This is a genomic window from Candidatus Bathyarchaeota archaeon, assembly GCA_026014725.1.
In the GTDB taxonomy this organism is placed as follows: domain Archaea; phylum Thermoproteota; class Bathyarchaeia; order Bathyarchaeales; family Bathycorpusculaceae; genus Bathycorpusculum.
Genome location: JAOZHV010000022.1, coordinates 1 through 22,662, shown reverse-complemented (window position 1 = coordinate 22,662; position 22,662 = coordinate 1). Strand labels below are relative to the sequence as shown.

The following is a 22,662-nucleotide window of genomic DNA, read 5'->3' as shown; positions in this document are numbered from 1 at the left end:
GTTGACCGAAGACTTTGACCTAAAGCGTCGCGTAGCAAAAGAAGCCGCAACGCTACTTTACTTTGGAGCAGAAAAAGAGTACAAGCAAGCAAAACTCAAGGCAGCACAAACCCTTGGCGCTCACTTTTTGCCTTCTAACCTTGAAGTCGCCCTTGAACTTGACCAAATAGCAGAAGAGCACGAGGGTGCAAAACGAAAAGAACGCTTAATAGAAATGCGAAAAGAAGCCCTAAAAATCATGCAACTCCTAAATGATTATTGCCCTGTTTTGATTGGGAGCGTTTGGCGCGGAACAATTAAACAGGGAAGCGATATTGACATAGCCGTTTACACGGATACGCCACAAGAAATCGTAGACACCCTCAAGGTTGAGGGCATCAGGGTTTTGAAAACCTCTTGGACCACCGTCAACAAGCAAGGCACTACCTTACCATCATTCCATATTTATGCTGAAACAGAAGGCAAGCATGATCTTGAAATAGTGGTAAGAAGCCAAGAGGAAGCTGGGAAAAAAAGAAAATGCGAAACCTTCGGCGACCAAATCAAAGGCTTAAACATCAAAGAACTGCAAAAAATTCTTGAAAACAATCCAACACAACAGTTCCTACCAACCTAAATTCTCGCAAAAGAACTCTTTTTGTCAAAAAAGCACATAAAGAACCACAAATATCTAGTTTTAAGTAATTGATGAACAATGGCAATAGACAAGAAATCCCTAAAAAAGATGTTCCCAAACCTCTACCGCGAACTCGAAGAAGGCGAAAACAAAATCTCCATTGACGCCATCCGAAAAGATGCCATGGTAGCGGAAGAAGCTGCTTGCGAAGAATGCGGCGAAGAAGAATTTGCATCCTGCACTGAAACGCCTGATAAACTGCGCCATTTCAACCCACAGGCGGTGGACTTTATCCGTCGATGCGACACGGAAGAGCAAGCTGAAGAAATAATTGCATACCTGCACAAGAAAGGCGAAATCTCCGATGATTACGCAAAAGAGTTGCGGTGCCAGCTAAAGCGGGACGGCGTTAGAAGTTTTGGTCCAAAGAAAGAGGAAAACTATTACTTTAAGGAAGGCGGCATTTACTAAACATCTTTGGGAAGTTAGGGTTTGCACGCCAACTCTTATATTTGCCACATGTTATATGCCTAACATAGTTTGAGGGAGAACAAAACAAAATGAAACTTGTAACCGTACTTTTACCAGAAGCCTACCTAGAAGGCTTAGATGAACTAGTCCGAGCAAACATGTACCCCAGCAGAAGCAGCGTCATCCGCTCCGCCGTGCGGGACCTGCTAAAGAAAGAACTCTGGGAAAACAAACGCGGCAGATAAAACCGCTCAATTTTTCCTTATCGTGGCGTTAAGTTCGCGTGCTGCTTGTTCTGGGTTATCTGAAAGAGTGATTTCTCTGCCCACAATAAGATAATTAGCGCCTGCTTTAAGCGCTGTTTCAGCTGCCCCGCCCTGTGCACCAACGCCGGGTGAGAAAATCGCAACCTTGTCTCCAACGACTTGTTTTACTTCGGCGATTTTCTCTGGGTAAGTAGCGCCCACCACTATGCCATCAGCGCTCCACTGGAGGGCTTTTTTGGCAAAGGAGATGTATTGTGGTGTTTTTTCTCCTGCTGGGTTGATTAACGTTTGGCCGTAGCCTTCGTTTGCGCCTTTATGGCTCATGTAGGTGAGAAGAATCACTCCGCGTTCAAGCCGTTTGGCTACGTCAAAGAGCGGTTTTAAGCCTTCATCCCAGCCGACAAACGGATTAGCAATTATGGCATCGAACCCTGCGGCGAAGTAGTAATCCGTTATGACTTGGTTGGTTGCTCCTATATCGTTAACTTTGGCATCCATTATTGCAAGTGACCCCTGTGCATGAATTTTATCAACAATACGCTGAACGCCATCAAAAAGCCCCAGCGGAAGGGTGAGGTGATGGTTTATTTTAACGGCGCAAACCTGAGAGCCAACAGCCTCCAGGACGCTGGTGGCTTTAGTCGACAATTTTGCTGGGTTTATTGGGCTTTCGAAGGGAAAGTCTAACGCTAAAACTATCTTTGAATTCTTGCGTTTTGCTACCTCTCCCATTTTCGTCTTAAACGACAATAGTTGCGTGCCTCTTGTTATAGGTGTAATCGCTTGACTATTTCATTTTTTCGTATAAGCCCGATTCCAACAGGTAAGCGGCAATTAACGAGTTAACTCTGTTGGTTGAATGTTGAGTTATGGCTTAGGGGTTTTAGATTCCCCAGACTGATGAGCTAACAAGTTTCCAAGTGATAATTAGTCTGTACTGGGGGTTGTTGTATTCTTGTATGTTGGTTAAGGTTTCCAGCATCCCTGTTTGCTTGTCGAAGTAAATTCCAGTGTATTCGATACGCCATGTACTCTGTGTCGGGTCGTTAATATCATAGAAATTGCCTTGTGTAGAAAAGAAATTTCTATCCCTTGTACCGCTAGTGTACGTTTTAGTATCAGTATCGTTGACGACTACACCGTCATAACCTGTGGGTCGAACCGCGTTGTTGAGGTTGAGGTTTGCGGCGTAAATTGCCCAAAAACCATGCTCATCAGTTTTCGCTCCGTTCGCCAAGTCGATTGTTTGTGGAGTTATAACTTCTGTACCATTTTTGAATCGCCAAACAGTATCCATCGTTACTGAGGTGCCGTTTATGCCTGTGATTGTAACTTTGTAGTAGTCTGTTTGGTTATAACTTGAGAATCCTGCAGGTTCCACAGCGTCCAGACCTATTAAAATGCAGGTGCCCTGCAAAGAATATGTAAATGTGTCTCCCACTTTGACGCCAACATCCACTCTGGGAGGAGCAAACTGTGTATAATAGACGGCTGCAATAGCTGATACAAGAAGTACACTCATTAAAACGATTACGAGGACTACTTTTTTGGACATAACTAATTCATTGCAATGGTCAACTATTTAGTTGTTTTCCCAAAAACCCAGCGTAATACGAACAAAATTAACACACCAGCGCCAAGACCCACACCATTCGACATATAGACTGGATAGACGAGAGCATTTCTTTAGCACTTGGCTTTTGCTGACCACTGTCTACAAATCTCCAGAAAGAGATGAAATAAGAAGGTTCTCGTAAGAATTATAAGCAGGTGGCTGTGTATTTATAGTTGGGCAAAAGCCCAGATTCTTGTTTTAAGCAAAGATTAAATGACTTGTGGTTTTTGCCCAAACAAACAAAAAGGGAAAAACATGCAAATATTAAGCAATAAGAAGAAAAATGCTATCATTGCAACGCTTCTAATAATATCATTTGCAGCCTCCTTCGTCGTCTTTTTCGTGCCCGTTGGCGCACAGCAACAGCCCCCTACTAGAAGATCCTATCCCATTATAGACGCAGTCCCCAACCCAGCAGGGGTTGGAGAACAAGTACTAATACGCACAGGCATTCTGATGCCCTTGGGAAACGTCACCGAAGGCTGGACTGGCGTTACAGTAACCGTTGTCAAGCCTGACAACACAACCGAAACGCTTGGTCCATTTAGGACAGACTCAACAGGCTCAACTTTTACAATCTATACTCCCGATCAAGCTGGCATATACAAATTGACTACACATTTTCCAGAACAGACTGTTCCTTCCACATTCCTCGACCTTGAATCAGGCAATTTAGTTCTTGAAGGCACTGTGGTGCAAGCAGGCACCAGTGAGACAATAAACCTCGTCGTCCACTCAGAACCCTCAGTCTTCTATCCAGGCCATGCTCTTCCAGTTGAATATTGGAGTCGTCCAATCGACCCACAGCTTAGAGAATGGTACACAATATCCGGAAACTGGGTAAGCAGACCAGATAACTCGCTGGCACTCTACAATGACAACGCACCAGAAACCCCCCATGTACTGTGGGCTCGTGACTTAACCACTGGCGGCTTAACCGGTGGCTTATGGGGGCCAGGTCAGGTTCCAGCTTCCGCTGGTACAGGTGATGCATACGAAGGCAAATTCATAAATTCAGTGGTAATGTATGGAGTTCTCTACTACAACAGAATGCCGCAGGGCTTCGCTGGCACATTCCAGCCTCAAAAGGGAATATATGCGGTTGACCTCCACAGCGGGAAAGAACTATGGTTTAGAAATAACACTGAATTGTCATTTGGTCAAATTTTCTACTTCAACAGCTTCAACTACGATGGCGTCTTCCAATATCTTTGGGACGCTAGTGCAGGCACTACTTGGCATGCCTACGATCCCTTCACAAGCGAATGGTTGTATAGCATGATAAACGTCCCCTCAGGAACTCAGTATTATGGTCCTAGTGGTGAAATTCTGATACTGCAAGCTGACTTTGCTAACAATTGGATGGCTCTTTGGAACTCAACTGCTTGCGGTCAGCAAGGTCAAGACCCTACTGGTGCTGACTATGGTAGTTGGGGTAGAATAGTTCACGGACGAACACTTGATGCATCGAACCCAGAGAGCTATTCATGGAATGTCACAATCCCTGCAGGACTACAGGTCAGTGCATCATTCTTCACACCAATACTCAAACCATATTCAGACAGGGTGGTGGGAATATTCTTCAACCAAACACAAGTTCGCGTATGGGGACTAAACATTGAAGGCGTGACTCGTGCTTCCACTTCCGCATCGTTATTGTTCGATAAGACGTGGTCAGCACCTGCTGAATGGTTTGCTGGTTCAAACACCCTACACTACACCGGTGCAACTAACCAGCCCGAGGATGGTGTAATCGCGGTTTGGAACAAGGAACTACGCAAACACTATGCATTCAGCACAGAAACAGGCAGCTTTTTATGGGAAACTCCATCTGAGAACTTCTTAAATGCATATGGCTTTGGTAATGTTGAGCACACTTGGTACTTTGCGTACGATAAACTGTACTCAACAGGTATTTCTGGCATATTGTATGCTTATGACCTCAGCACAGGTAATGTTGCATGGACATACAATTTAACCGACCCCTACAGTGAACCTGTAACGGGCAATAACTGGTGGGGCTGGATTACTCTGATTGCTGACGGCAAAATCTACATGGGAACAATCGAACACTCTGCTGAACAACCTCTACCTCGTGGCGCCCCCCAAGTCTGCATTAACGCAACCGACGGCAGTGAAATCTGGCGTATTAACGGTATGTTCCGTGATACCCGCTGGGGTGGCAACGGAGTTATCGGCGACAGCATCATCGCAACCATGGATACCTATGACCAACGTATATATGCAATCGGCAAAGGTCCAACCAAAATTACTGTCTCAGCGTCTCCCGGATTCTTGCCTTTGAACAGTGGTGTAATGATAACTGGTTCGGTCATGGATATTTCACCTGGTACCTTAGATTATGCGATTGCCGCGCGGTTCCCCAATGGTGTTCCAGCAGTTTCTGACGAGAGCCAAAGTGCATGGATGCTCACGGTGTACAAACAGTTTGATCACGCAGGGAATATAACAGGCGTTCCTGTAATATTAGATGTCATCGACGTAAATGGTAACTTCCGCAACATCGGCACAACCACAACTGATTCTACTGGTCAATTCAAGTTCGTTTGGACACCTGACATTGAGGGTGACTACATTATCATAGCTACTTTCGCTGGCTCCAAAGCTTACTATGGCACGCATACACAAACATACATCAATGTGGGACCCGTTGCTGCGACACCTATCCCCACAGCAGAACCTCCGGCATCGGCGCTTGAGCAGTGGCTGATTGGAGGCATCATAGTTATAATCATAATCCTCATCATCATAGGTGCTGTCTTGGCATTTCTGATTAGGCGAAGATAAGTAGCTGTCAACATCAATTCCCCCTTTTCTTTTTCTAGTTGTGAAAACCTTACAAGTGAGATGTGTTACTGCCAATTAGGGCTTTGATTCACAAGCGGCAATAATAACCATGCTGGTTTTTTGCTTATGACTTTTCTTTTCTGAATTAGAATGCACTATATTGAAGTTTTATTAATGCCAAGCCATCCTCTTATGGGTGAGGGGACGAGTTGTCGCAGAAAGAGCAATCGCTTGCATTTGGCGGTCAAGCATTAATTGAAGGCATAATGATTCGCTCCAAAAAACACTTGGTTTGCTGCGTTAGAAACCCAAGAAAGGAAATAGTGGTGAACATTAAACCAGTAACGCCGTATTCTGAGAAGCACAGGGTTCTGGGTTGGCCTTTCTTTAGAGGCATCGTGAACATGGTGGAGAACCTCTACCTTGGCATGAATGCCATATGGGATTCGGCCAGCGTTGCGTTTGAGTTTGAGGATGAAGAGGGCACGCCTGAAAAGATAGAGTTTGGCTACAAGGAAATCGCTCTGCTGGTTGCGGGCGTAGTGGGGATTATGGCTGTTTTCTTTTTGGTTCCTTTCCTGTTGTCAACTTGGCTTAAACTGTCTGGTGTTCTCTTCATAATAGTTGAAGCCGTTATCCGTCTGGGCATGTTTATTGGTTATTTATCCGCCATTTCTCTTTGGGGTCAATATAGGCGGGTGCTGATGTATCATGGCGCAGAACATAAAGCCATACATGCCCATGAAGCAGGAGCCCCAATGGATGTCGAACACGTCAAGCAGTACTCGCGGCTGCATCCTCGGTGCGGCACCAGCTTTCTCTTCATAGTACTCATAATCAGCATCGTCATATTCACGTTGATGCCGAACTTGGGCTTTGCAATCAACTTATCTTACCGATTGCTTTTGATTCCAGTCATAGCAGGAATCTCCTATGAGTTGTTAAGGTTAAGCGCCAAGTACAAAGACTCACCAATCACGAAGGTTCTGATTGCGCCGGGACTGGCATTCCAGCGCTTAACCACAAAAGAGCCAACTGACGACATGCTTGAAGTCTCGATTAAGGCAGTCACGGAAACAGTCATGCTTGAAGTAGCCAGCAAAGCAGTCGGGGAAACAGCCAAACTATGAGTCCCACACTACAAGACAAACCGTAAAGCCGCATCGGTGCAAGAGTAGTATTTGAACCTCCAGTAAAGTGATATCACCCCGAAAAAACCGCTGTTATGGATGTTCGCAAATTTTTTAAGAAGACTGCATAGTTATCAATAATACTGCAAAAAAGTAGCATTGAGGAATTGATTGAAATTGAGCCCAAAATGGTCTGATATTTTCAAGTCAAGTTCATCAAATTCCCCTAAAGCGAAAATCGAGCTTTATTCGCATAAAAGCAAGTATTCACTTGGGGAACAAGTAACAGGCAGTATTAAAATTATTTCGGAAGAAGAATTTTTGGTAAATCAACTAAACGTTTGCTTAAGTTGCAATGAAACAAAGAAAAAAACCCGAGTTTCCGGAAGCCAGTATGGAACATTTCAAACTGAATACTGGGATAGCGCTACAATATATAATAACTCATGCAAAATATTCGGAAATGTACAAATCCCCTCAGGTTTCAATCAGACATATCCATATGCTATTGACATATCATTTGGGGCTAAGGAGACACTCTATAGTCTAGATCATAACGTTAAGTGGCATCTTTTTGCATTGATGGAGCCAGTCGGTCGCCCTCATATTCGTACGCAAACATATGAGATTCAAGTAGCGCCACCACAAGTTAGTCATTCCTCACCAATTGTGAAAGAAGTTACAAGAGAAGTGGTTTTAATTCCATGCCCATATTGTAGCGGTCTAATGCCTCAAACTTCAATATTCTGCCCAAATTGCGGGGCTAGAAGAAGAGCATGAGACTGGCACTGGCGTAAAGTAAACATAATATTTATGAAAGCGCAGACGGCCTCGAACCTTAAGACGCTGGGTATAAGTCTTTTTTCTGATACGTAAATCTGCTTGACAGTAGATAACATTCAAAAGGATAGCGACACACAAGAGACGGAATGCGGCAGACGCCCAAACCCTGATTCTACTTCATCGACAACTTAAGTCTTCCTCATAGCCCTGGTTAAACTGCAACATTTAGCAATTACTTAATATAGGGAAACCCAAAAATACCATTTTAGAATGAAAATTTTTTAAACAAATCTACTTAATAGTCATCGTAGGTGAGTTGTTTGCCAAACAGAACGAAAATTTTCTTATTCATTTTGACTCTAAATTTAATGCTTCCAATTGCTATTTGTCCGTTTGTGCAAGCTGCCCCGCAGTGGAATTTAGTGATTGAGGGGCCAGAACCAAAATACTGTTATTCTGTTATTGAGACAACAGACGGCAACTATGTTATTGTGGGCTTTGACTACAAAAATGACGGCTTGTGTACTTTGTGGTTGGAAAAATATAGTCCTTCAGGAAACAAACTGTGGCATCAAGTCCTCGGCACTGTAACTGAGTCACCATATGCCGTAATTCAAACTCAAGATGGGGGATTTGCCATTGCGGGTTCCATCACCTATTATAGTGCGGGATATAGCGATTTTAAGTTGATAAAAACTGATGCATCGGGCAACGTTGAATGGAACAAAACTATTGGAACCGAAGCGGATGAAAAAGCATACTCAATTGTGCAGACAAGTGACAGAGGTTTTGCTATTGCGGGTTCAACTTGGAGTCCTTCCACGGGGTTGTCTACTTTTTGGCTTGTGAGAGTTGATTCTTCCGGTAATGAGTTGTGGAATCAAATCTATGAGTATTCCGATTTTGAGAACGCCGTACATTGCATAGTAACTACCAAGGATGGTGGGTTTGCATTGGCGGGTTATACCTTTCGCTCTGATGGTCGTGAGGATTTTCGGTTAGTTAAGACAGATTCTTCTGGTAAGATGCAGTGGAGTCAAACTTACGGAGGGGGCGATAAGGACATAGCTTATTCGGTAGTTCAAACTGCTGACGGCGGATTTGCCTTGGCTGGCTTTTCAGGGATTTACTATGCGCGTGGTGATTTTTGGCTTGTGAAAACTGATTCTTCTGGCAACGCGGTTTGGAGCAAGAAGTATGGTGGTGATTTTGAGGAATTTGGTGCTTATTCACTTGTTGCTTTAGCTGATGGCGGATTTGCTTTGGCAGGAGGATTGGGTTTGGCAGAGCCTATTAATGCGGTTAGAGATTTCTTCTTAGTCAGAGTTGATTCTTCAGGAACACAACTTTGGAATCGTACTTACGGCGGAACAGGAGACGACTACGCTACAGCTATGACTAAAACAAGTGATGGGGCTTATGTCTTAGTCGGTATAACTGAGTCCTCCAAAATACTTTTGCTCAAGACAGAAAAATTGGAGAACCCTGTTGCCACTCCTACGCCTTCAGCTTCAAACCAAGCTGGTCCAGCACAAGCAGGTGGTACACAGGGGTCTACAAACTCAGATGATTCATCCCCGTATCCTTCACCAAGCGTACCAGAGTTTCAAATGCTTATGATTCTGCCCTTCTTTGTGATGATGCTCTCCATTGCTATTTTGATAAGATACCGCCGTCGCTCGATAAAAGTATGAGTTCAAACAAATCCTCTGAGAAGCAACCAGTTTAAGGCGCTGATTTCTGTTTTTTAATTTGCGCGCTTGCTATACTATCAGCTTTCTATTTTTCACCCATTTTTCTTGACATGAACGTAGCAACCAATGCAAGAATGGCAGTGGCTAGCGCCAACCAGAAGCCAATCCCGGCATTCCAAGTGTAATGATATGAATTCTGCATGGATTCTTCAGCTGATAACCCAAAGGTGTCTTTGGGAAATTGACTAATCGTGTATCCGGGATTTATCTCTTCAACAGCAAAACTGCTGTTAGCTAAACCATAACCGAAGATCAACATAGCAATCAACGCAAAAGCACAAGAAACAATTAGAAACAGTTTCCTTTTTCTTTTGATAAGAGTACTGCCGAGTAATGCAGTTGCTCCGGTTATACACATCAAAATAATGGCGCCCACGGTAAACCAAGTCATCAAAAAAACTCTCGCTGTTGTTCCTTCCACGGTTCCGGTTAGCTGATACAGGTTGGCAGCAAAGTTCATGGTACTGCTAAGGTTTTCAGTCCACAATTCGATATTAAACCAAGGTAAAAGCAAGCTAACAAACGCTACTATGCCTGCGCTGATTCCGAAGTAGTTCCTTTTCAATCGAGTCTGCCTCCTCATTTAGATTTTGGCAAGAACATAATTCTGATTGCTTGTAATTAAGTCTTCAATTTTTGTCCAATCACTAGCTTTAGCGTTTTTTGTACCTTTGAAATAACAGTATCAATAGAACCACGTTGTAGGCGAAAAGGACTCGTTGGCTTATAAATCAGACAGCACAACAGCTACACCTCAAGCGACCCCCTCACCTACTGTACCAGAGTTTCCACCAATAGCAATAATTGCTTTAACGTTAGCATTGTTGATGACCGCAGTGGTAATGAAACAGGAAAAACCTGGCGTAAAAGTGTAAAGTAGCGGTTAAAATGTGTAATCTTGCACAAATAGATGGAATGTGTAGTTTGGTGCAGGGGGTGGGATTCGAACCCCTAACACGCTGGCGTCATCGCCAATTCTTCAGTCTCTACGCAGCTTCATTCTCCCTTTTTCCCGTTAATCTTTCCTGTGACTTCGTACCCTGTTACGCGCACTAAATCTATGCATAAGCATATGTTGGAGTTGAGAAGTAATTGAGTAGGGGTACGTGTAAGGGTAAGAGGTCAGTATCACGAATGATATTCCTCACAGCAACTCATACCTTTTCTTAAAGGTATTACCTGGTGGCTGCTAGTTTCGGTTCATTTTGTTTTCTAAATTTCAGAATTATTCGCCCCGGTGTAAATCTTGCTTTTCCTCTTTCCAGGGTAAATGCCAGAATTGTTCTAAGGTCTTCTTTACGGAGTTTATTTAATAGAATTGCCGTCAAGGATTCATTGTTTAAATTGATGTGGTTTCCTTTGATTATTTGGAGTGTCTTTTCCAAGACTTCGTTTAAAGGTATTTGTGTTGTAAATGATGGAAGACCATCTGCCTCTGTTCTCGGGTATACGCCGTATCCATAGAGGTTAATAACATCTATTCCAGTGACTGCTTTCATGAAAACTGGTTTCGGTATTTGTTTGCATTCCGGTATTATCGATTGATAATAGTCAAATATCTTATTTTCAATTTCAGGATTTATTTGAATATTTTCCCATAGGTTACCTTTTGATTTTATTATGGAAATTGTTAGCTGTTCTGCTATGTCGTACAAGTCCTGTTTTTTGTTTAGCTCAATTGACATTTCCTCTAAATAAGAGGTATTGAATAGGTTAAGCTCATTTATTCGAATATTGGATGTAAGCTTCAGTAGAAGCTTCTCATCGAGTTTTAATCCGCTATGTGATTCCAAGTAAAGTAGTAAAGATAACAATTTTGAGTTGTCACCCAATGAAATCCCATAGTTTCGAATTAGTGTATTGAAGTTAAGAAGGGCTTCTCTCTGTAATAGTTCTTGAATGTCAGTTTGCAGAATTTTGGATAAGACTTCACTTAATCTAATGGAATACAAAAGATAGATTGAGTATACGCTAGAACTGTTGTCTGTTTTAAGTTTATAATTCTCAAAGCACTTTGTAAACTTTAGAGGAATCCTTCGAATTCTGTTTTTAATATCGACTATATCCTCTTTTGAATAGTTTGTAGTTGAGGCTAAACCAGTCGGGTAATTGGCTCTAGACGAAGTTAAAGAATAAAGCTCTTCTAAAATGTCCAAGATGTCTTTTCGAGCTTGACTTCTTCCCCAAGAACTTGGCAGAATATCTGGTTGTGAATTATCTTCACTTGTTTGTTTCTCAGAACTGGTGGCGGTTTTTTCAGGGGGATTCCATAATGAAATAGTTAATCTGACCAAGTCTTCAAAGGTGCTCGCTTTTGCCAGAGTTTTTATAATTTGGTCGGGTGACATTGTATTGTAAATCGGCATTATGTCTGTGATACTTCTTAAAATATTGACAATGCTGACGTTTGAAACTTGGAGACCTGCATTGGAGTAGATCGTAAGTAGCGTACCAGGCTCTAGCTTAACAGGGCAATTAAACGTTAGTTTGCGGCCTTCAACTTTTTCGCTGCTTCCTATGTCTATCATGTTAATCTCGTTTTTCATTGATTTTAATTCAGCATAGGTTCCAGAAAGACTCGGGCTTGATGCAAACTCGATATGTAAGTAGCCAAACGGATCGTAAATTGACGTAACAATATGATGCGTATAATGACCAGCGAGCCATTGGTTATTCTTCATACGTGAATCATCAATCTCATCCATTGTTATACTAAGATAGGAAAGCTCACTGAGTAGGGAATTTATTTTTTCACCATCCACTAGAACTGCAATTTCTAAATTGCTTCTGCCCACTTGATAGATTTCATTAAGGGCTGCAGTAGTAAAATTTGGACTACCGACTAAAGCAAGTTTTTTTGTTCCTTCAAAAAGAATAATTTTTGAGTGTATTCTCCTTTTTTGTTTTGCTTGGATTTCTAACGGTTCAACATGAAGTAAGTTCTTAATCTCATCAGACGAAAGGGTGTGATTATTTTTTTGGACACAAATCTGCACCTTTTCAGCTTTAGTTGCGTTAGTTATTTTCTCAATTAGTTTTCTTGGTTCTGAATAGAACGGTGACACTATTTTGACGGTTCTGATTTTTGGGTCTAGTTTTGTTATTTTTAATAATGTTTGATCTAATATGGGAAGTTCCAGATTTGTTATTGTATAAAGATCAGTTTGTCCACGAATAAATTTATTCTGCAGTTGTTTATCTATGTCAGTAAAAATTGGGTCATCTAAGCTGAGTAGTTTAGAAAGAAGGTTTTTGATTATTTCTAGAAATTCTATTGTGATATCTCTGTTATCAATTTTACAGCTCAGTTCAAGATTGTTACTAAAACCGGAAAGCGTCAAGTTATGGCTTCCAATCAAGGTTTTGCCAGTTTTATTGCTGCAAAAAAGGAATATCTTGGGGTGAAACGTTGGTGGCGCCAATATCAACCGATATTCTCTTCCAGTTTCATAAGTTCTTTTTTCAAAATCGATGTGGTTTGAATCTGCAACTACGACTATTCGGGCTATTGGGTTGTCTTTTCTTAATTTTTTAAGAACTATATTGTCAAAGAAATGAGGATCAAAAGAGAAGGTTGTAAAGATTATTAGTTCGCAGTTTTTTTCAGCCCCTGTCTCTTTTAAGAGATCAATTTCAGAAACTATACTTGGTGCTTGAGCCATCTACTTCCAGCCTCACTTATTGAGAATTTTTGATCCGTTTTTTCGACCAGTTTCAGGTCATATAGGAATTCAAGTACGTTTCTCCATTTTGTCTCTGAATAAGTTACTCCTTCATATGGAGTACTGTAAGGAATTAGCAAGCCTTTTTCCTCTGTCAATAGCCAGCATTTAGTTCCAGCACCGTATCTTTCTGCTATAACTGTTCTATGATTATTGATGAGATTCCTAAAGAGGGCACCAATCGTCTTTCTCAGGTCACTTTGCAGGATGTTAGTGTATAGAGTATTTGGCGAAAGGTTGTATGTGCTTCTTTCCAGATATTGTAACATTGAAAGTTGAGGTTCTGAAAAAGACATTTTTCTATGCTTCAATAGGCACAGTAGAACCAAATAATTTGATAGTTTTTCTTCGATAGTTGAAGAAGATTGTGCCTTTCGGAAGATGTCCCTTTCGTTTATCCTGGTCTTGAGCGTTGTTTTACCGGGTAACTCTTTGCTAAGTATTTCCTCTGATCGGCTTAAATCCACGCTTCCGATGCTAGAAAGGAAATTTTCTTCTAGCTTATTAAATGATAAATCTGAGATTAAATTCTCCAGACGTGTTCCCATAGGCTTTTTTTCGAGAAGTTTCAAGAAAATTCCAAAAGTTTTCTCGAGAAAAGACATTATATAGAGATTGTGAACATACACTTCCCATATTGTTCTAAAAGCTTCTAAACTACCAAAATCTATCACTTGGACCTCTTGTTTTGAATTGATAAACTGCTTGAAGTAAATAGCGTCTCGAATTGTTTGGTTAACCGACTGAGAAGATGGTTCTGCGTTCTCTATTATTCTTAAAATCATTAATAAGAGGCTGCCTCTGCCCAACGCGATCTTTTCAGGTTGGTTTGAACAAGCTATTTCATACCATTCCTGCGGGGATCGGTAATACTGCAGCGTATTATTTTGAAAACTCTGGAATTTATCCTCATCAAAAACAAGTGTTCCTGTTTTGTCGGAACGTGTAAACCCAAAAAATATTTTCCTCCATAGGTCTACTTCTAAGTCAGTAATTGTTTCTCTGCAAAGGCAAAAATGGTCGTGTAATTCTTTGAGTTCCTTTTTCGAAATAGATGTTTGGAAAAATGCTTCCTTTCCTTTTGCGTGCTCTAAAGAATTTGCTATTGTTCTTCCCGCTTCTGAGAATTTAATTTCCCTAAAATCGTTAGTTCCAACAAGTTCGAGCATTGCCAAAGAATTTTTGTAAAGGGAATCACCGTATCCTACTGTATAGTTGCTACCTGGCACTCCAAAATCTGTAAACTCAGCTAGGTCTATTGTTGCATCCTCAGTCTTTTTTTGGAGGAAGTCTTGTGTTTTTTCTGTATTTCTAGAACCATAGGGCACATTTGTTCCGTGGTTATATTGCACAATCAACGTTAGCAGTTTTTCCATTTGAAGTAAGTTAATTTTGCGATCTTTAACTTGATTCCACGCCCATAAAAGAAATGTAAAGTAGCGAATTCTGTGAGTCTGAGTAGTAATTCCAGGCAAAAATATGTCTTCTAACGCTCTAAGTGATCTTATGCCTAAGGGGTCAATTATTGCATTTAGTGGGATTTTCTTTGTCCAATAAACTTCATAGGACATAGCATTTCTCTAACAACTATTTAATTAAGCGATATATCACATTTGCGAGAGAGAGTCGCCGCCAATGCAGCAATAATTTTTTATGGCTGATAATATAATTGACTATTTGTTGTCTTGTTTTGTGGTGTCTTGAGCGCTAGCTCGCTTTGTTGTCTCTTCTCCATGATGTCGGAGAACACGTCAAGAGGGAGCTGCAATGGTTAAAGAAATAAAAAAGAAAACACCTCAAAAACATGAACAAACCGAATCCCAGTCTGCCGAATATTCCCCAGAAATTCTTGAACAGTTAAAAAAGAGCGGCATAGACCCAGACAACGCCACCCTCCAGCAGCTTTTTCCGCCATTTATAGACGCCTATGGCAACGACTTATCGTTAATGTCCTACACTGAATTGCGAATAATGATGACCTACGGTAAAACTCGCAGGTACTTTTTAGAGAAATATCCGCGGAGTCAAAAAGAAGCAAACATGCAGGGTCAGCCATTAGAAGAGGCACCCAATGAACAATATGACATAGACATTGCAAAAGCAAGAGAGGATCCCCTAAGCAAAGTTTTTGTGGAAGCACTAATGCAGGCGAAACCGATCTATGACAAAGTCCAAGTTTTGCAACAGAAAGCCTCAGAATATGAAAAGTTCTGTCTACGCCTCTATCTGCATTTAACCTGCGACTGGAGCTACATCCAAGACGCTAAAGAGTTTAGGGGCGTTTTGCTGGATAGTGACATTTTCGAGATAGTGGAAGCCTACTTCAAAATCTGCAAAAAATACAAAGTGCCAACCTTCGAGGAACCCTACTATTTCCTGTCTGAAACACGCCGCAGAGAGGTAAAACTTGAAGGTGACATGCTAAAGAGAAGCACAGACTACAGTGATAATGAAATCCGGGTTTCAATTTTGGAGGATTTTCTGTGAACGATGTGGTCAAAAGAAGGCTGGATTTCCTAAAGCTCGAAGCCAGAGGCTTTTCCCTCTGCGAGATAGTGAAAGTTCTAAGCGAAGAATACCGAACCTCAGAGAGAAACATCTACTATGACGCTGAAACCCGCGACACCTGGCAACCAGTCCTCACCCAACTGTTTGACCTTGACAAAGCTAGACTTATGGTGATTAACCGTTACGACTTTCTCTACCGCCAAGCAAGCCTCCATTTCCAGACAGCAAGTGACGCCCAAAAACCACTTTACCTCTCCCGCATGATAGACGTCACTGATCGGCTAGTGGCATTGCTTGGGTTGGAAACATTAAGAGAAACACAAGAGGGCGGCTTTAAGGTGGCTGAAATAGAAAAACAGTTGAGTAAGCATAAAGCGTTATTGGAGTCGCTCTCCCACTAGTGAACAGCATAAAAGCGATTTTTATAGACTAACGTTCGCTAGCCGTGTTAACGGGTATTAATTTGTGAAAGCACTTTGACGTTCGGTTTCAATAAGGTGTCTGGGATAAACTCAATATCTCCTACTGGTTCAATACGTGCCTGAAAGGCTTTTTCAAGTTCTTGTTTGATATGGTTTTCTTCGGGGTCTACAAGGGCTTTCTCTGCATTAATCAGAACTGTAGGTACTGTTGTGATTTTGTAAGCTTGTGCTAGCTGTTGCCCCTCGGAGGTTAAGAAATCGTGTTCCGCATATTCTACCCTTTCTTTTCCTATTTCATTAATAATTATCGGCAAATCGTTTCTCAACTTTTTGCTCCTTGCATCTATTTCTGAAAAGAACAGGTCTACCTTAATCGAGTCTACGGTATCTTGTACCTGTAACTTTTTGATTTTTAACTCGCCTACTTTCATATAGACGGACACTGATAAGTCGGAAACCGCCAAAATTTTGCCATTCTCGTCCCATTCTGGTTTGAGCTTGGTTTTCATATCTAAGTCGCTAACATTTCTCAATGTTGAGAGTAATGACTCATGTACACAATCGATAACGCCTTCGGTAACTATTTCATTGTGTATGCGGTTCGCAAAAAATTTCCCTTTTTTCCTACTGAATTTTTTATAAGTTACACCTAAAAGTGATCGAGATAGTGCTGCTTTGAAGAGGTTGCGGGACCCGCTTACAACGACTGTGCTGATTTCAAATTCTTTTGTCTTGCTCAAGACTTGCGCCCATATATTAGTCATGATTACCCTTATTAAAGCTTGATGCGGTAAGGTATAACATACTGACGAATTTTGCACTAAGGTGCATCATAGAAATGCTTTTAAGCAACCCCTTATACTGTTGGAATTATGACACGACTAAAAGAAATGGAAAGCCAGCTTGTTTCAGTTGATGGAGAAAAGCCATGAAAAAAATTATAGCCCTCATAATTACGTTTATCACGATTAGCATAGCCATCTATAGCCAAGTTGACGATTTGAATACTGCAGTCCAAGTTATGGATGCCACGTCCCCAGCATTTAAAGGCGATTATCAAGCAGCAACTACCAACGTTGTGAATTTTAGCGTTGACTATATAGTTGGGGCAGTCTATTTTGCGGTCGCAATGGTGTTCGTAACAGCTTTCATTGGTATTCTCAAAAAAGTATAAGATTGGAGGAACAAAAATGCCAGACATGGGAAACGGCCTGATAACAGCCATAACCAGTTCAGTTATTGGATTTGTCACTTCAGCAGTTGTTAGTGCTGTTCTCCCTACCAGCATTTCTGGGGCTGGAAATGGTCTAGCCGTTTTGTTTAATCTCGTTTCAATTTTGGTTGGGATAGGCTCACTGCAAAGCGCGAAGTATTGGGGCATACTTTATTCTGTTGGATACTTTGGCGGAATATTTCTGATTGGAAAATATTTTATGGAACCCTGGGAATATCCAATTTATCTGTTTATAATTGGGTTTTACATTGTGATGAAGATCCTAAGAAAATTCTAAAACTATGAAATTTCCTTTTTTGTTCTTAGCCGGAAAACTCCTGATTCAGCAAGTGGTTGCTGCTAATCTGACCGATAATTATACTAACTATTCTGCCATCGTAAAAAAGCAGTTGTATAGACTACTGCTTATTCCAGCGGTAGATTATTTGATTGTTGAAAGCGACTACATTAGTTCTTTGTCTCTATCCTCACGTATTGCGTCCCGCTTGTATGTATCAGCCATTCGTTTAAGCATACTAGCCGTTCTCGGAAACTTATAACGTATCAACTCGGCTTGACTTTCATAATTAGCCGCTATCTTCCGCTCTTGTTCTCCTCCTTCAGTCAAGGATTTAGTAATTACACCTCGTTGGTTGAATCTACCTACTTCTAACCCCTGTTCTATGTCATGGCTGCAATACCGCTCGATTATGTCCCTGACTGCTTCATGCTGCCATATAGTATCCTTTCCGATCGGTGAATGAGACAGTATCTGCCCAATTATTTCATCGCCAATTCTTTTTCGGTTCTTCTGGGCACACAGTTCTCTCACTTGTTTAACCCAAGTGTCTAACTCATTAAGGTCGATTTCTGAAGTATTTTTCTGTCCAGGAATCGAATTAACTAAACCAATTAAGCGATGGGCATTAAGTGCTCTACTTTCTAATACAGCGGAAGGTATACCTGAAAACTCGTTATCAATTGGAGGATCTGCCTTAAACATAAAGCAAATAAGCTCTACTAGAAACCCAGGATTCCTCAAAACTTCACTAGTGAGTATCTTCGGGTGCGTCTCTCCGTTTCCGAAAAAGGGCATATAAAACCATTCAATTCTCGCTATTCGACTCTGATCTATTTTTTCGTCCGCTGTAATTCTTTTTAGAATTAAACTAAAATCATAACTCAGCATATCTTGCCGAATTGTCTTGATATCTTCTGGGTTAACCATTGTTTGTTCCAGTATTTTCAGTAATACTTCATTGCTTATTTCAGCATCTTTTGCAATGGTCTGCAAGTAATTTGCGGCAGCATCGAGGGCAGCAAATGGTCTGTTGTTAGCTGTTAACATCTCTAAAACCCATTGGGCATACTGCGCATCTTCTTTTGTTAAGAAATACATTTGCACATTTTTCCAATATTGACTTTTTATTAGGTCATTAAATTTCTCCAAGAAGTCAAAAAGGGCCTTATTGAACGGCAACCCTAAACAAAAATCCACCCAAATCGATTCTGACCAAGAAGATGAATATTTGTTGTAAATACTATCTAACCATTCGGTTTTTGCCTTAAAGCCCTTTGCACGTATGTAAGAACTTGCTGCTTGCTGGTACTTACTATTTGCATTCGATAGCCAATGGAATATACCCTGTTCGATACTATCACTAAAACGAAGCTACACTTAATGAATTACCGATTATTCCGGGAAATTGAACGCTATCAATCAACCGTTCAATTCCGGCTATCCCATCCTTGCTCCAAATTTCCTCTAAAGCCATAGAGCGAGCGCTTTCTCCTCTTCGCTCATTTTCCTCATGTTCTGTATACAGGACTGGATTTATGATGGGCGCAAAGTAATTATCAAACAAAATCTTGTACCTATCTACTAGGTCTACTGGAATTAACTTTTGATAAATAGTGGTGAGTTTTTCAATACATTCCTTATGTAAGGCCCATTCAGCACTAGAGAACTGAGTATGATGAGAAATCGTTTTCAGCACTTCATTATATAGAACAAGCTTAGTTTTGCTACTGAGTGTGCTCACATCTTTGTCCAGTTGATCAATTGCTTGACTCAAGTATGGTTGTGGAAGCGTTAAAATTTCATTCACACTTAACCAAGCTCTTTCTGGGTCTTTGCTAATTTGACCAAGGACACGTTCAGAAATAGCACATATATGCTGTCGGTATTCTAAGTTGCTAACGCCCTTTTTCCAGCCTTTTGCCCAATCTCTAAAGTGAGGTATCCCTATGGGAGTTGAAACTTCATGGTCTCCCGGAATAAGATCGAGCAATAATTTCCAGCCTAAGGCTGAGTTATATGTAATTAAAGAATCAAGAATTTCAAGTCTTTTATCAAGGGGCGCCTTTGTTTGGGGTAACCAGCCTCTAAAGATTTCTTTAAGTGAACTGTATGGACGGTTTGCCCATTTTCCGCCGGGATCACGTAACGATAGTTTGGCTAAGATAGACGCAACACGACTTGTATAATTTAAATCCCAAGCAACATACTCAAGTCCTCTTAACAATCCCAGATGCGAGCATCCACCCATGGTGCCTTCGTCAACAAATAGGGACAAGACTGGTGGATTTTGATTATTAAGGCTACTTTCGATTGATGCTAAAAATACTTCTGGAGAAGCCTCAGCTAATACATCCAGTTCTGGTGCAAGCGAACCCCATTGTGTCTCAGACATTGTATCATTTAAAAGCTGCATTAACCAGTAAGATACCATGCCTTGAATCGAATCTGTTGTTAAGTTTTTGCAATCTCGGTCTCCAAAACTACCAAGAATGGCCAATCCTTCAGATAGCCCGTGGCGAAAGTTTGACGAATACCTTGTTATTTTCTTATGTAACGTTGCAAGCCATCTTTCCTCAGGCGGTAGTTCTAAGCGGGGATCGTTTTCACTGAGAACTTCAACTGCTACTTTGCCGAATCTGTCCAAAATTGAGTCGGTTACAAAGGGTTTTAAAAATTGCCAAGAATCAACAGCAGATACTACTTGCCATTTATTGCCAAGATGCTCTACTGGAAAATCGCCTGTATTTAGCCATTTGTTTAAAGTTTGTTCCAACTTGTCATATGAAGTATTGGCTAGATAGGCTAACTTTTCGCGATCATTAGGATTGTCAGATAACCATGATCCAGCTAACAATGTTGCAAGCATTATTTCTGCTTTTTCAGAATCAGCCCATTCTGGCTTTTGCTGCCCTGCCTGAGCAATCATGTAATGCCTACGGATTATATGCAACCGATGTCTGCTATCATTTACAATATCTTCAGCGGCTTCCTCTGGTATGCCCATTTCAATAAGAGCTTTTAGACGTTGATCTTTACTAGGTCTTTTTAAAGACAATTTTGCATTTTTACTAAACTGAGATAAAGCTGGAAGAAGTACCCAATGTCCATTTTTAACCGCCAGACCAAGTGTGGGTAAAGGATCGAAGAGAGGTACCAAAATCAGCGAATTATCATTTTGAATAAGGAGGTCCCATTCTTTTTGATCTCTAACAACTAACAAACGAGGTAATAGCCACGGATGTGTTTTAACACTTGCGATAATAAAGGCATATGCTTCATCCTTATTATCAGATGAAACCTCAATAATTTCCGGCGATTGCGACATAAAGTTTGCCAGATTATCAGCTTGGTCATTTCTGCCCGCGATTACTAAGTTTGTATTACACTGGGGTTTGGTCGCTAACGACCAACCCTCCCAAGCTTGTTCAGCATCCCACACACCTTCTGGCCTATTTCCAATCAACCTAGCAAACCATCGATGAACAGCAGGACACTGAGAAAGCCAATCTGCTAATTCTTCAGCCGATAAGGCTCTTACATCAGCCCATTGCCCTTCTGATTTCTTCTCAGATACCCAATTGGCAAGTTCACTCCATCGTTGGCTTGTTACAAAAACGAATGTTGCTTTCTTTTTGTCAACGGCGCTGGGGTTTTGGGTTCTTTTAAGGTAATCGCTATCTGCTTTGGTTTTAACGGTTTTTTCATTACTAAGTTCCCATGCAGAGTCGCCTGTTGGTATGAAGGCATTTCCTTTATCAGTTTTGAGTATACCATCCCATCCAGGTAGAACAATGCTATCGCCAGAAGGAAAACGAATCAAAGAGGCATTTACGCTCGCAAAAATTAATCTTTTGATCAACAGAGGAAGGATTTCCTGTGCCTCTCTTTGATTGTTCTCTACCCATCTAGTTATGTTAATAGCAGTAACATGCCAGCCGTCAGACATTATCTTCCCCCATGTAACGCTGTTTATGTTGCAAGGATAATATCAAAGTTAATTCGGATGACTAATATGAGCTTTTTTAAAAGTGTTAAAAAGCTGTCAGTTACCTTTCGCTAAATATTTCACGCATTAGTTTCTGCCCAGTCTTTGGCTAGCAGCTTAGCCTGATCCAGCACGGTGTCGGTTGCTTTCTGCTGCTTATCAGGCGGATACCCGTACTTTCGCAGTATCCGTTTAACCGCAATGCGCAGTTGAGCTTGCACGCTTTCCCGCAGGGTCCAGTCAATGCGCACGTTGTTTCTGATTGTTTGTACGAGTTCTCTGGCGATGGTTTTGAGGGTTTCATCGCCCATAACTTCTTTAACGCCCGGATGATTTGCCAAGGCATCGTAGAATGCCACCTCGTCGTCGCTCAGGTTCAGTTGTGTGCCTCTGTTTTGTTCCTCTCGAATTTTTCTGGCTAAGTCTATGAGTTGCTGGATGACCTGCGCGGTTTCTATGCTTTTGTTAGTGTAGGATTTTATGGCTTTGTCAAGGAGCTCTTCGAAGCTTCGGGCTTGGATGAGGTTTTTGCGTTGGCGGAAGCGGATTTCGTCGGCTAAGAGGCGTTTGAGGGTTTCGAAGGCGAGGTTTTTCTGGGGCAAGGTTTTGATTTCGGCTAGAAAGTCCTCGTCGAGGATGCTTATGTTGGGTTTTTTGAGTCCTGCCGCTGCGAACACGTCGACGACTCGGTCGGATACGATGGCTTTGGAGAGTATTTGTTTTATGGCTGAGTCTATGTCTTGGGTTTGGCGTTGTTTGGTTTCGGTGTTTTTGACGATGGCTGCTTTGACTGCTTGGAAGAAGCCGACGTCGTCTCGGATTTTGAGTGCTTCTGGGTGCGGTACGGCTAGGGCGAAGGCGTAGAGCAGCGTGGTTGTTTCTTTTAGGTAGCGGTCTTTTCCGTTTTCCTGTTTGAGTATCTGTTCCATGGCTTCCATGATGATGGTTATGCGTTCTTTGGGTTGGGCATCGAAGAATCTGCGGTAATCGAATCCGTGGAAGAAGGCTTTGGTGGTTTCGTAGCGTTCCAGCATCATAGCCACCGCCTGCTCCTGCGGGATGCCTGTT

At 41.6% G+C, this 22,662-nt stretch carries 21 protein-coding genes; 12 read left to right on the top strand and 9 right to left on the bottom strand.

The features are described 5' to 3' along the window. Position 1: 1 nt before the first annotated feature. The 3 genes from NWE95_02555 to NWE95_02545 all read left to right on the top strand — a co-directional run bounded on the left by NWE95_02555 (position 2) and on the right by NWE95_02545 (position 1,332). Positions 2–616 carry a nucleotidyltransferase domain-containing protein gene (locus NWE95_02555; GenBank protein MCW4002776.1) on the top strand — a complete coding sequence of 205 codons (615 nt, stop codon included), beginning with the start codon at positions 2–4 and terminating at the stop codon, positions 614–616. 78 nt (positions 617–694) lie between these two features. Continuing rightward, positions 695–1,087: a DUF2095 domain-containing protein gene (locus NWE95_02550; GenBank protein MCW4002775.1), complete on the top strand. Its 393-nt coding sequence runs from the start codon at positions 695–697 to the stop codon at positions 1,085–1,087. Between the two features lie 89 nt (positions 1,088–1,176). After that, positions 1,177–1,332: a ribbon-helix-helix domain-containing protein gene (locus NWE95_02545; protein MCW4002774.1), complete on the top strand. Its 156-nt coding sequence runs from the start codon at positions 1,177–1,179 to the stop codon at positions 1,330–1,332. 6 nt (positions 1,333–1,338) lie between these two features. Here NWE95_02545 and NWE95_02540 read toward each other — a convergent pair whose 3' ends face one another. Beyond that, positions 1,339–2,103 carry an orotidine 5'-phosphate decarboxylase gene (locus NWE95_02540; protein MCW4002773.1) on the bottom strand — a complete coding sequence of 255 codons (765 nt, stop codon included), beginning with the start codon at positions 2,101–2,103 and terminating at the stop codon, positions 1,339–1,341. Positions 2,104–2,236: 133 nt separating this feature from the next. Beyond that, the gene (locus tag NWE95_02535) at positions 2,237–2,908 is read right to left on the bottom strand and encodes a hypothetical protein (protein ID MCW4002772.1); all 672 of its coding nucleotides are present in this window, start codon (positions 2,906–2,908) and stop codon (positions 2,237–2,239) included. 315 nt (positions 2,909–3,223) lie between these two features. On the opposite strand from NWE95_02535, the gene NWE95_02530 reads away from it, so the two are divergent. From NWE95_02530 to NWE95_02515, 4 genes are all read left to right on the top strand, one after another. Then, complete coding sequence (locus NWE95_02530; GenBank protein MCW4002771.1) at positions 3,224–5,776, top strand: PQQ-binding-like beta-propeller repeat protein; 2,553 nt, start codon at positions 3,224–3,226, stop codon at positions 5,774–5,776. Positions 5,777–5,985: 209 nt separating this feature from the next. Then, on the top strand, positions 5,986–6,906 hold the full coding sequence (locus NWE95_02525; GenBank protein MCW4002770.1) for a DUF1385 domain-containing protein: 921 nt from the start codon (positions 5,986–5,988) through the stop codon (positions 6,904–6,906). A gap of 177 nt (positions 6,907–7,083) precedes the next feature. After that, positions 7,084–7,686, top strand: a complete 603-nt coding sequence (locus NWE95_02520) for a hypothetical protein (protein ID MCW4002769.1) — start codon at positions 7,084–7,086, stop codon at positions 7,684–7,686. A gap of 323 nt (positions 7,687–8,009) precedes the next feature. Next, complete coding sequence (locus tag NWE95_02515) at positions 8,010–9,383, top strand: hypothetical protein (protein ID MCW4002768.1); 1,374 nt, start codon at positions 8,010–8,012, stop codon at positions 9,381–9,383. A gap of 85 nt (positions 9,384–9,468) precedes the next feature. Here the strand turns inward: NWE95_02515 and NWE95_02510 are convergent, their stop codons facing one another. Next, entirely contained in the window at positions 9,469–10,008 is a 540-nt protein-coding gene (locus tag NWE95_02510) for a hypothetical protein (GenBank protein MCW4002767.1), read from the bottom strand. 154 nt (positions 10,009–10,162) lie between these two features. Between NWE95_02510 and NWE95_02505 the strand changes: the two genes are divergently transcribed. Beyond that, a complete protein-coding gene (locus NWE95_02505; protein ID MCW4002766.1) occupies positions 10,163–10,318 on the top strand; it encodes a hypothetical protein in 156 nt (51 codons plus the stop codon). A 300-nt stretch (positions 10,319–10,618) separates the two neighbouring features. On the opposite strand, the gene NWE95_02500 is transcribed toward NWE95_02505, so the two are convergent. Together NWE95_02500 and NWE95_02495 are read right to left on the bottom strand one after the other, a co-directional pair. After that, complete coding sequence (locus NWE95_02500; protein ID MCW4002765.1) at positions 10,619–13,105, bottom strand: phospholipase D-like domain-containing protein; 2,487 nt, start codon at positions 13,103–13,105, stop codon at positions 10,619–10,621. Then, entirely contained in the window at positions 13,084–14,736 is a 1,653-nt protein-coding gene (locus NWE95_02495) for a hypothetical protein (protein MCW4002764.1), read from the bottom strand. The genes NWE95_02500 and NWE95_02495 overlap by 22 nt, the downstream gene beginning before the upstream one ends. A 196-nt stretch (positions 14,737–14,932) precedes the next feature. Here NWE95_02495 and NWE95_02490 point away from each other — a divergent pair, with 196 nt between their 5' ends. Together NWE95_02490 and NWE95_02485 are read left to right on the top strand one after the other, a co-directional pair. Continuing rightward, entirely contained in the window at positions 14,933–15,652 is a 720-nt protein-coding gene (locus NWE95_02490; protein MCW4002763.1) for a hypothetical protein, read from the top strand. Beyond that, positions 15,649–16,074: a hypothetical protein gene (locus NWE95_02485; GenBank protein MCW4002762.1), complete on the top strand. Its 426-nt coding sequence runs from the start codon at positions 15,649–15,651 to the stop codon at positions 16,072–16,074. Before NWE95_02490 ends, NWE95_02485 begins: the two co-directional genes overlap by 4 nt. A 47-nt stretch (positions 16,075–16,121) precedes the next feature. On the opposite strand, the gene NWE95_02480 is transcribed toward NWE95_02485, so the two are convergent. Continuing rightward, complete coding sequence (locus NWE95_02480; GenBank protein MCW4002761.1) at positions 16,122–16,835, bottom strand: hypothetical protein; 714 nt, start codon at positions 16,833–16,835, stop codon at positions 16,122–16,124. Between the two features lie 188 nt (positions 16,836–17,023). On the opposite strand from NWE95_02480, the gene NWE95_02475 reads away from it, so the two are divergent. Together NWE95_02475 and NWE95_02470 are read left to right on the top strand one after the other, a co-directional pair. Continuing rightward, positions 17,024–17,269, top strand: a complete 246-nt coding sequence (locus tag NWE95_02475) for a hypothetical protein (protein ID MCW4002760.1) — start codon at positions 17,024–17,026, stop codon at positions 17,267–17,269. 16 nt (positions 17,270–17,285) lie between these two features. Continuing rightward, positions 17,286–17,606 (top strand): hypothetical protein, encoded by a 321-nt coding sequence (locus NWE95_02470; protein ID MCW4002759.1) that lies wholly within the window; start codon positions 17,286–17,288, stop codon positions 17,604–17,606. A gap of 165 nt (positions 17,607–17,771) precedes the next feature. On the opposite strand, the gene NWE95_02465 is transcribed toward NWE95_02470, so the two are convergent. The 3 genes from NWE95_02465 to NWE95_02455 all read right to left on the bottom strand — a co-directional run. Next, positions 17,772–18,806: a hypothetical protein gene (locus NWE95_02465; GenBank protein ID MCW4002758.1), complete on the bottom strand. Its 1,035-nt coding sequence runs from the start codon at positions 18,804–18,806 to the stop codon at positions 17,772–17,774. A 163-nt stretch (positions 18,807–18,969) separates the two neighbouring features. Then, positions 18,970–21,555, bottom strand: a complete 2,586-nt coding sequence (locus tag NWE95_02460; GenBank protein ID MCW4002757.1) for a hypothetical protein — start codon at positions 21,553–21,555, stop codon at positions 18,970–18,972. Between the two features lie 119 nt (positions 21,556–21,674). After that, the coding region (locus NWE95_02455; GenBank protein ID MCW4002756.1) for a DUF3387 domain-containing protein at positions 21,675–22,662 on the bottom strand (988 nt) is incomplete at its 5' end.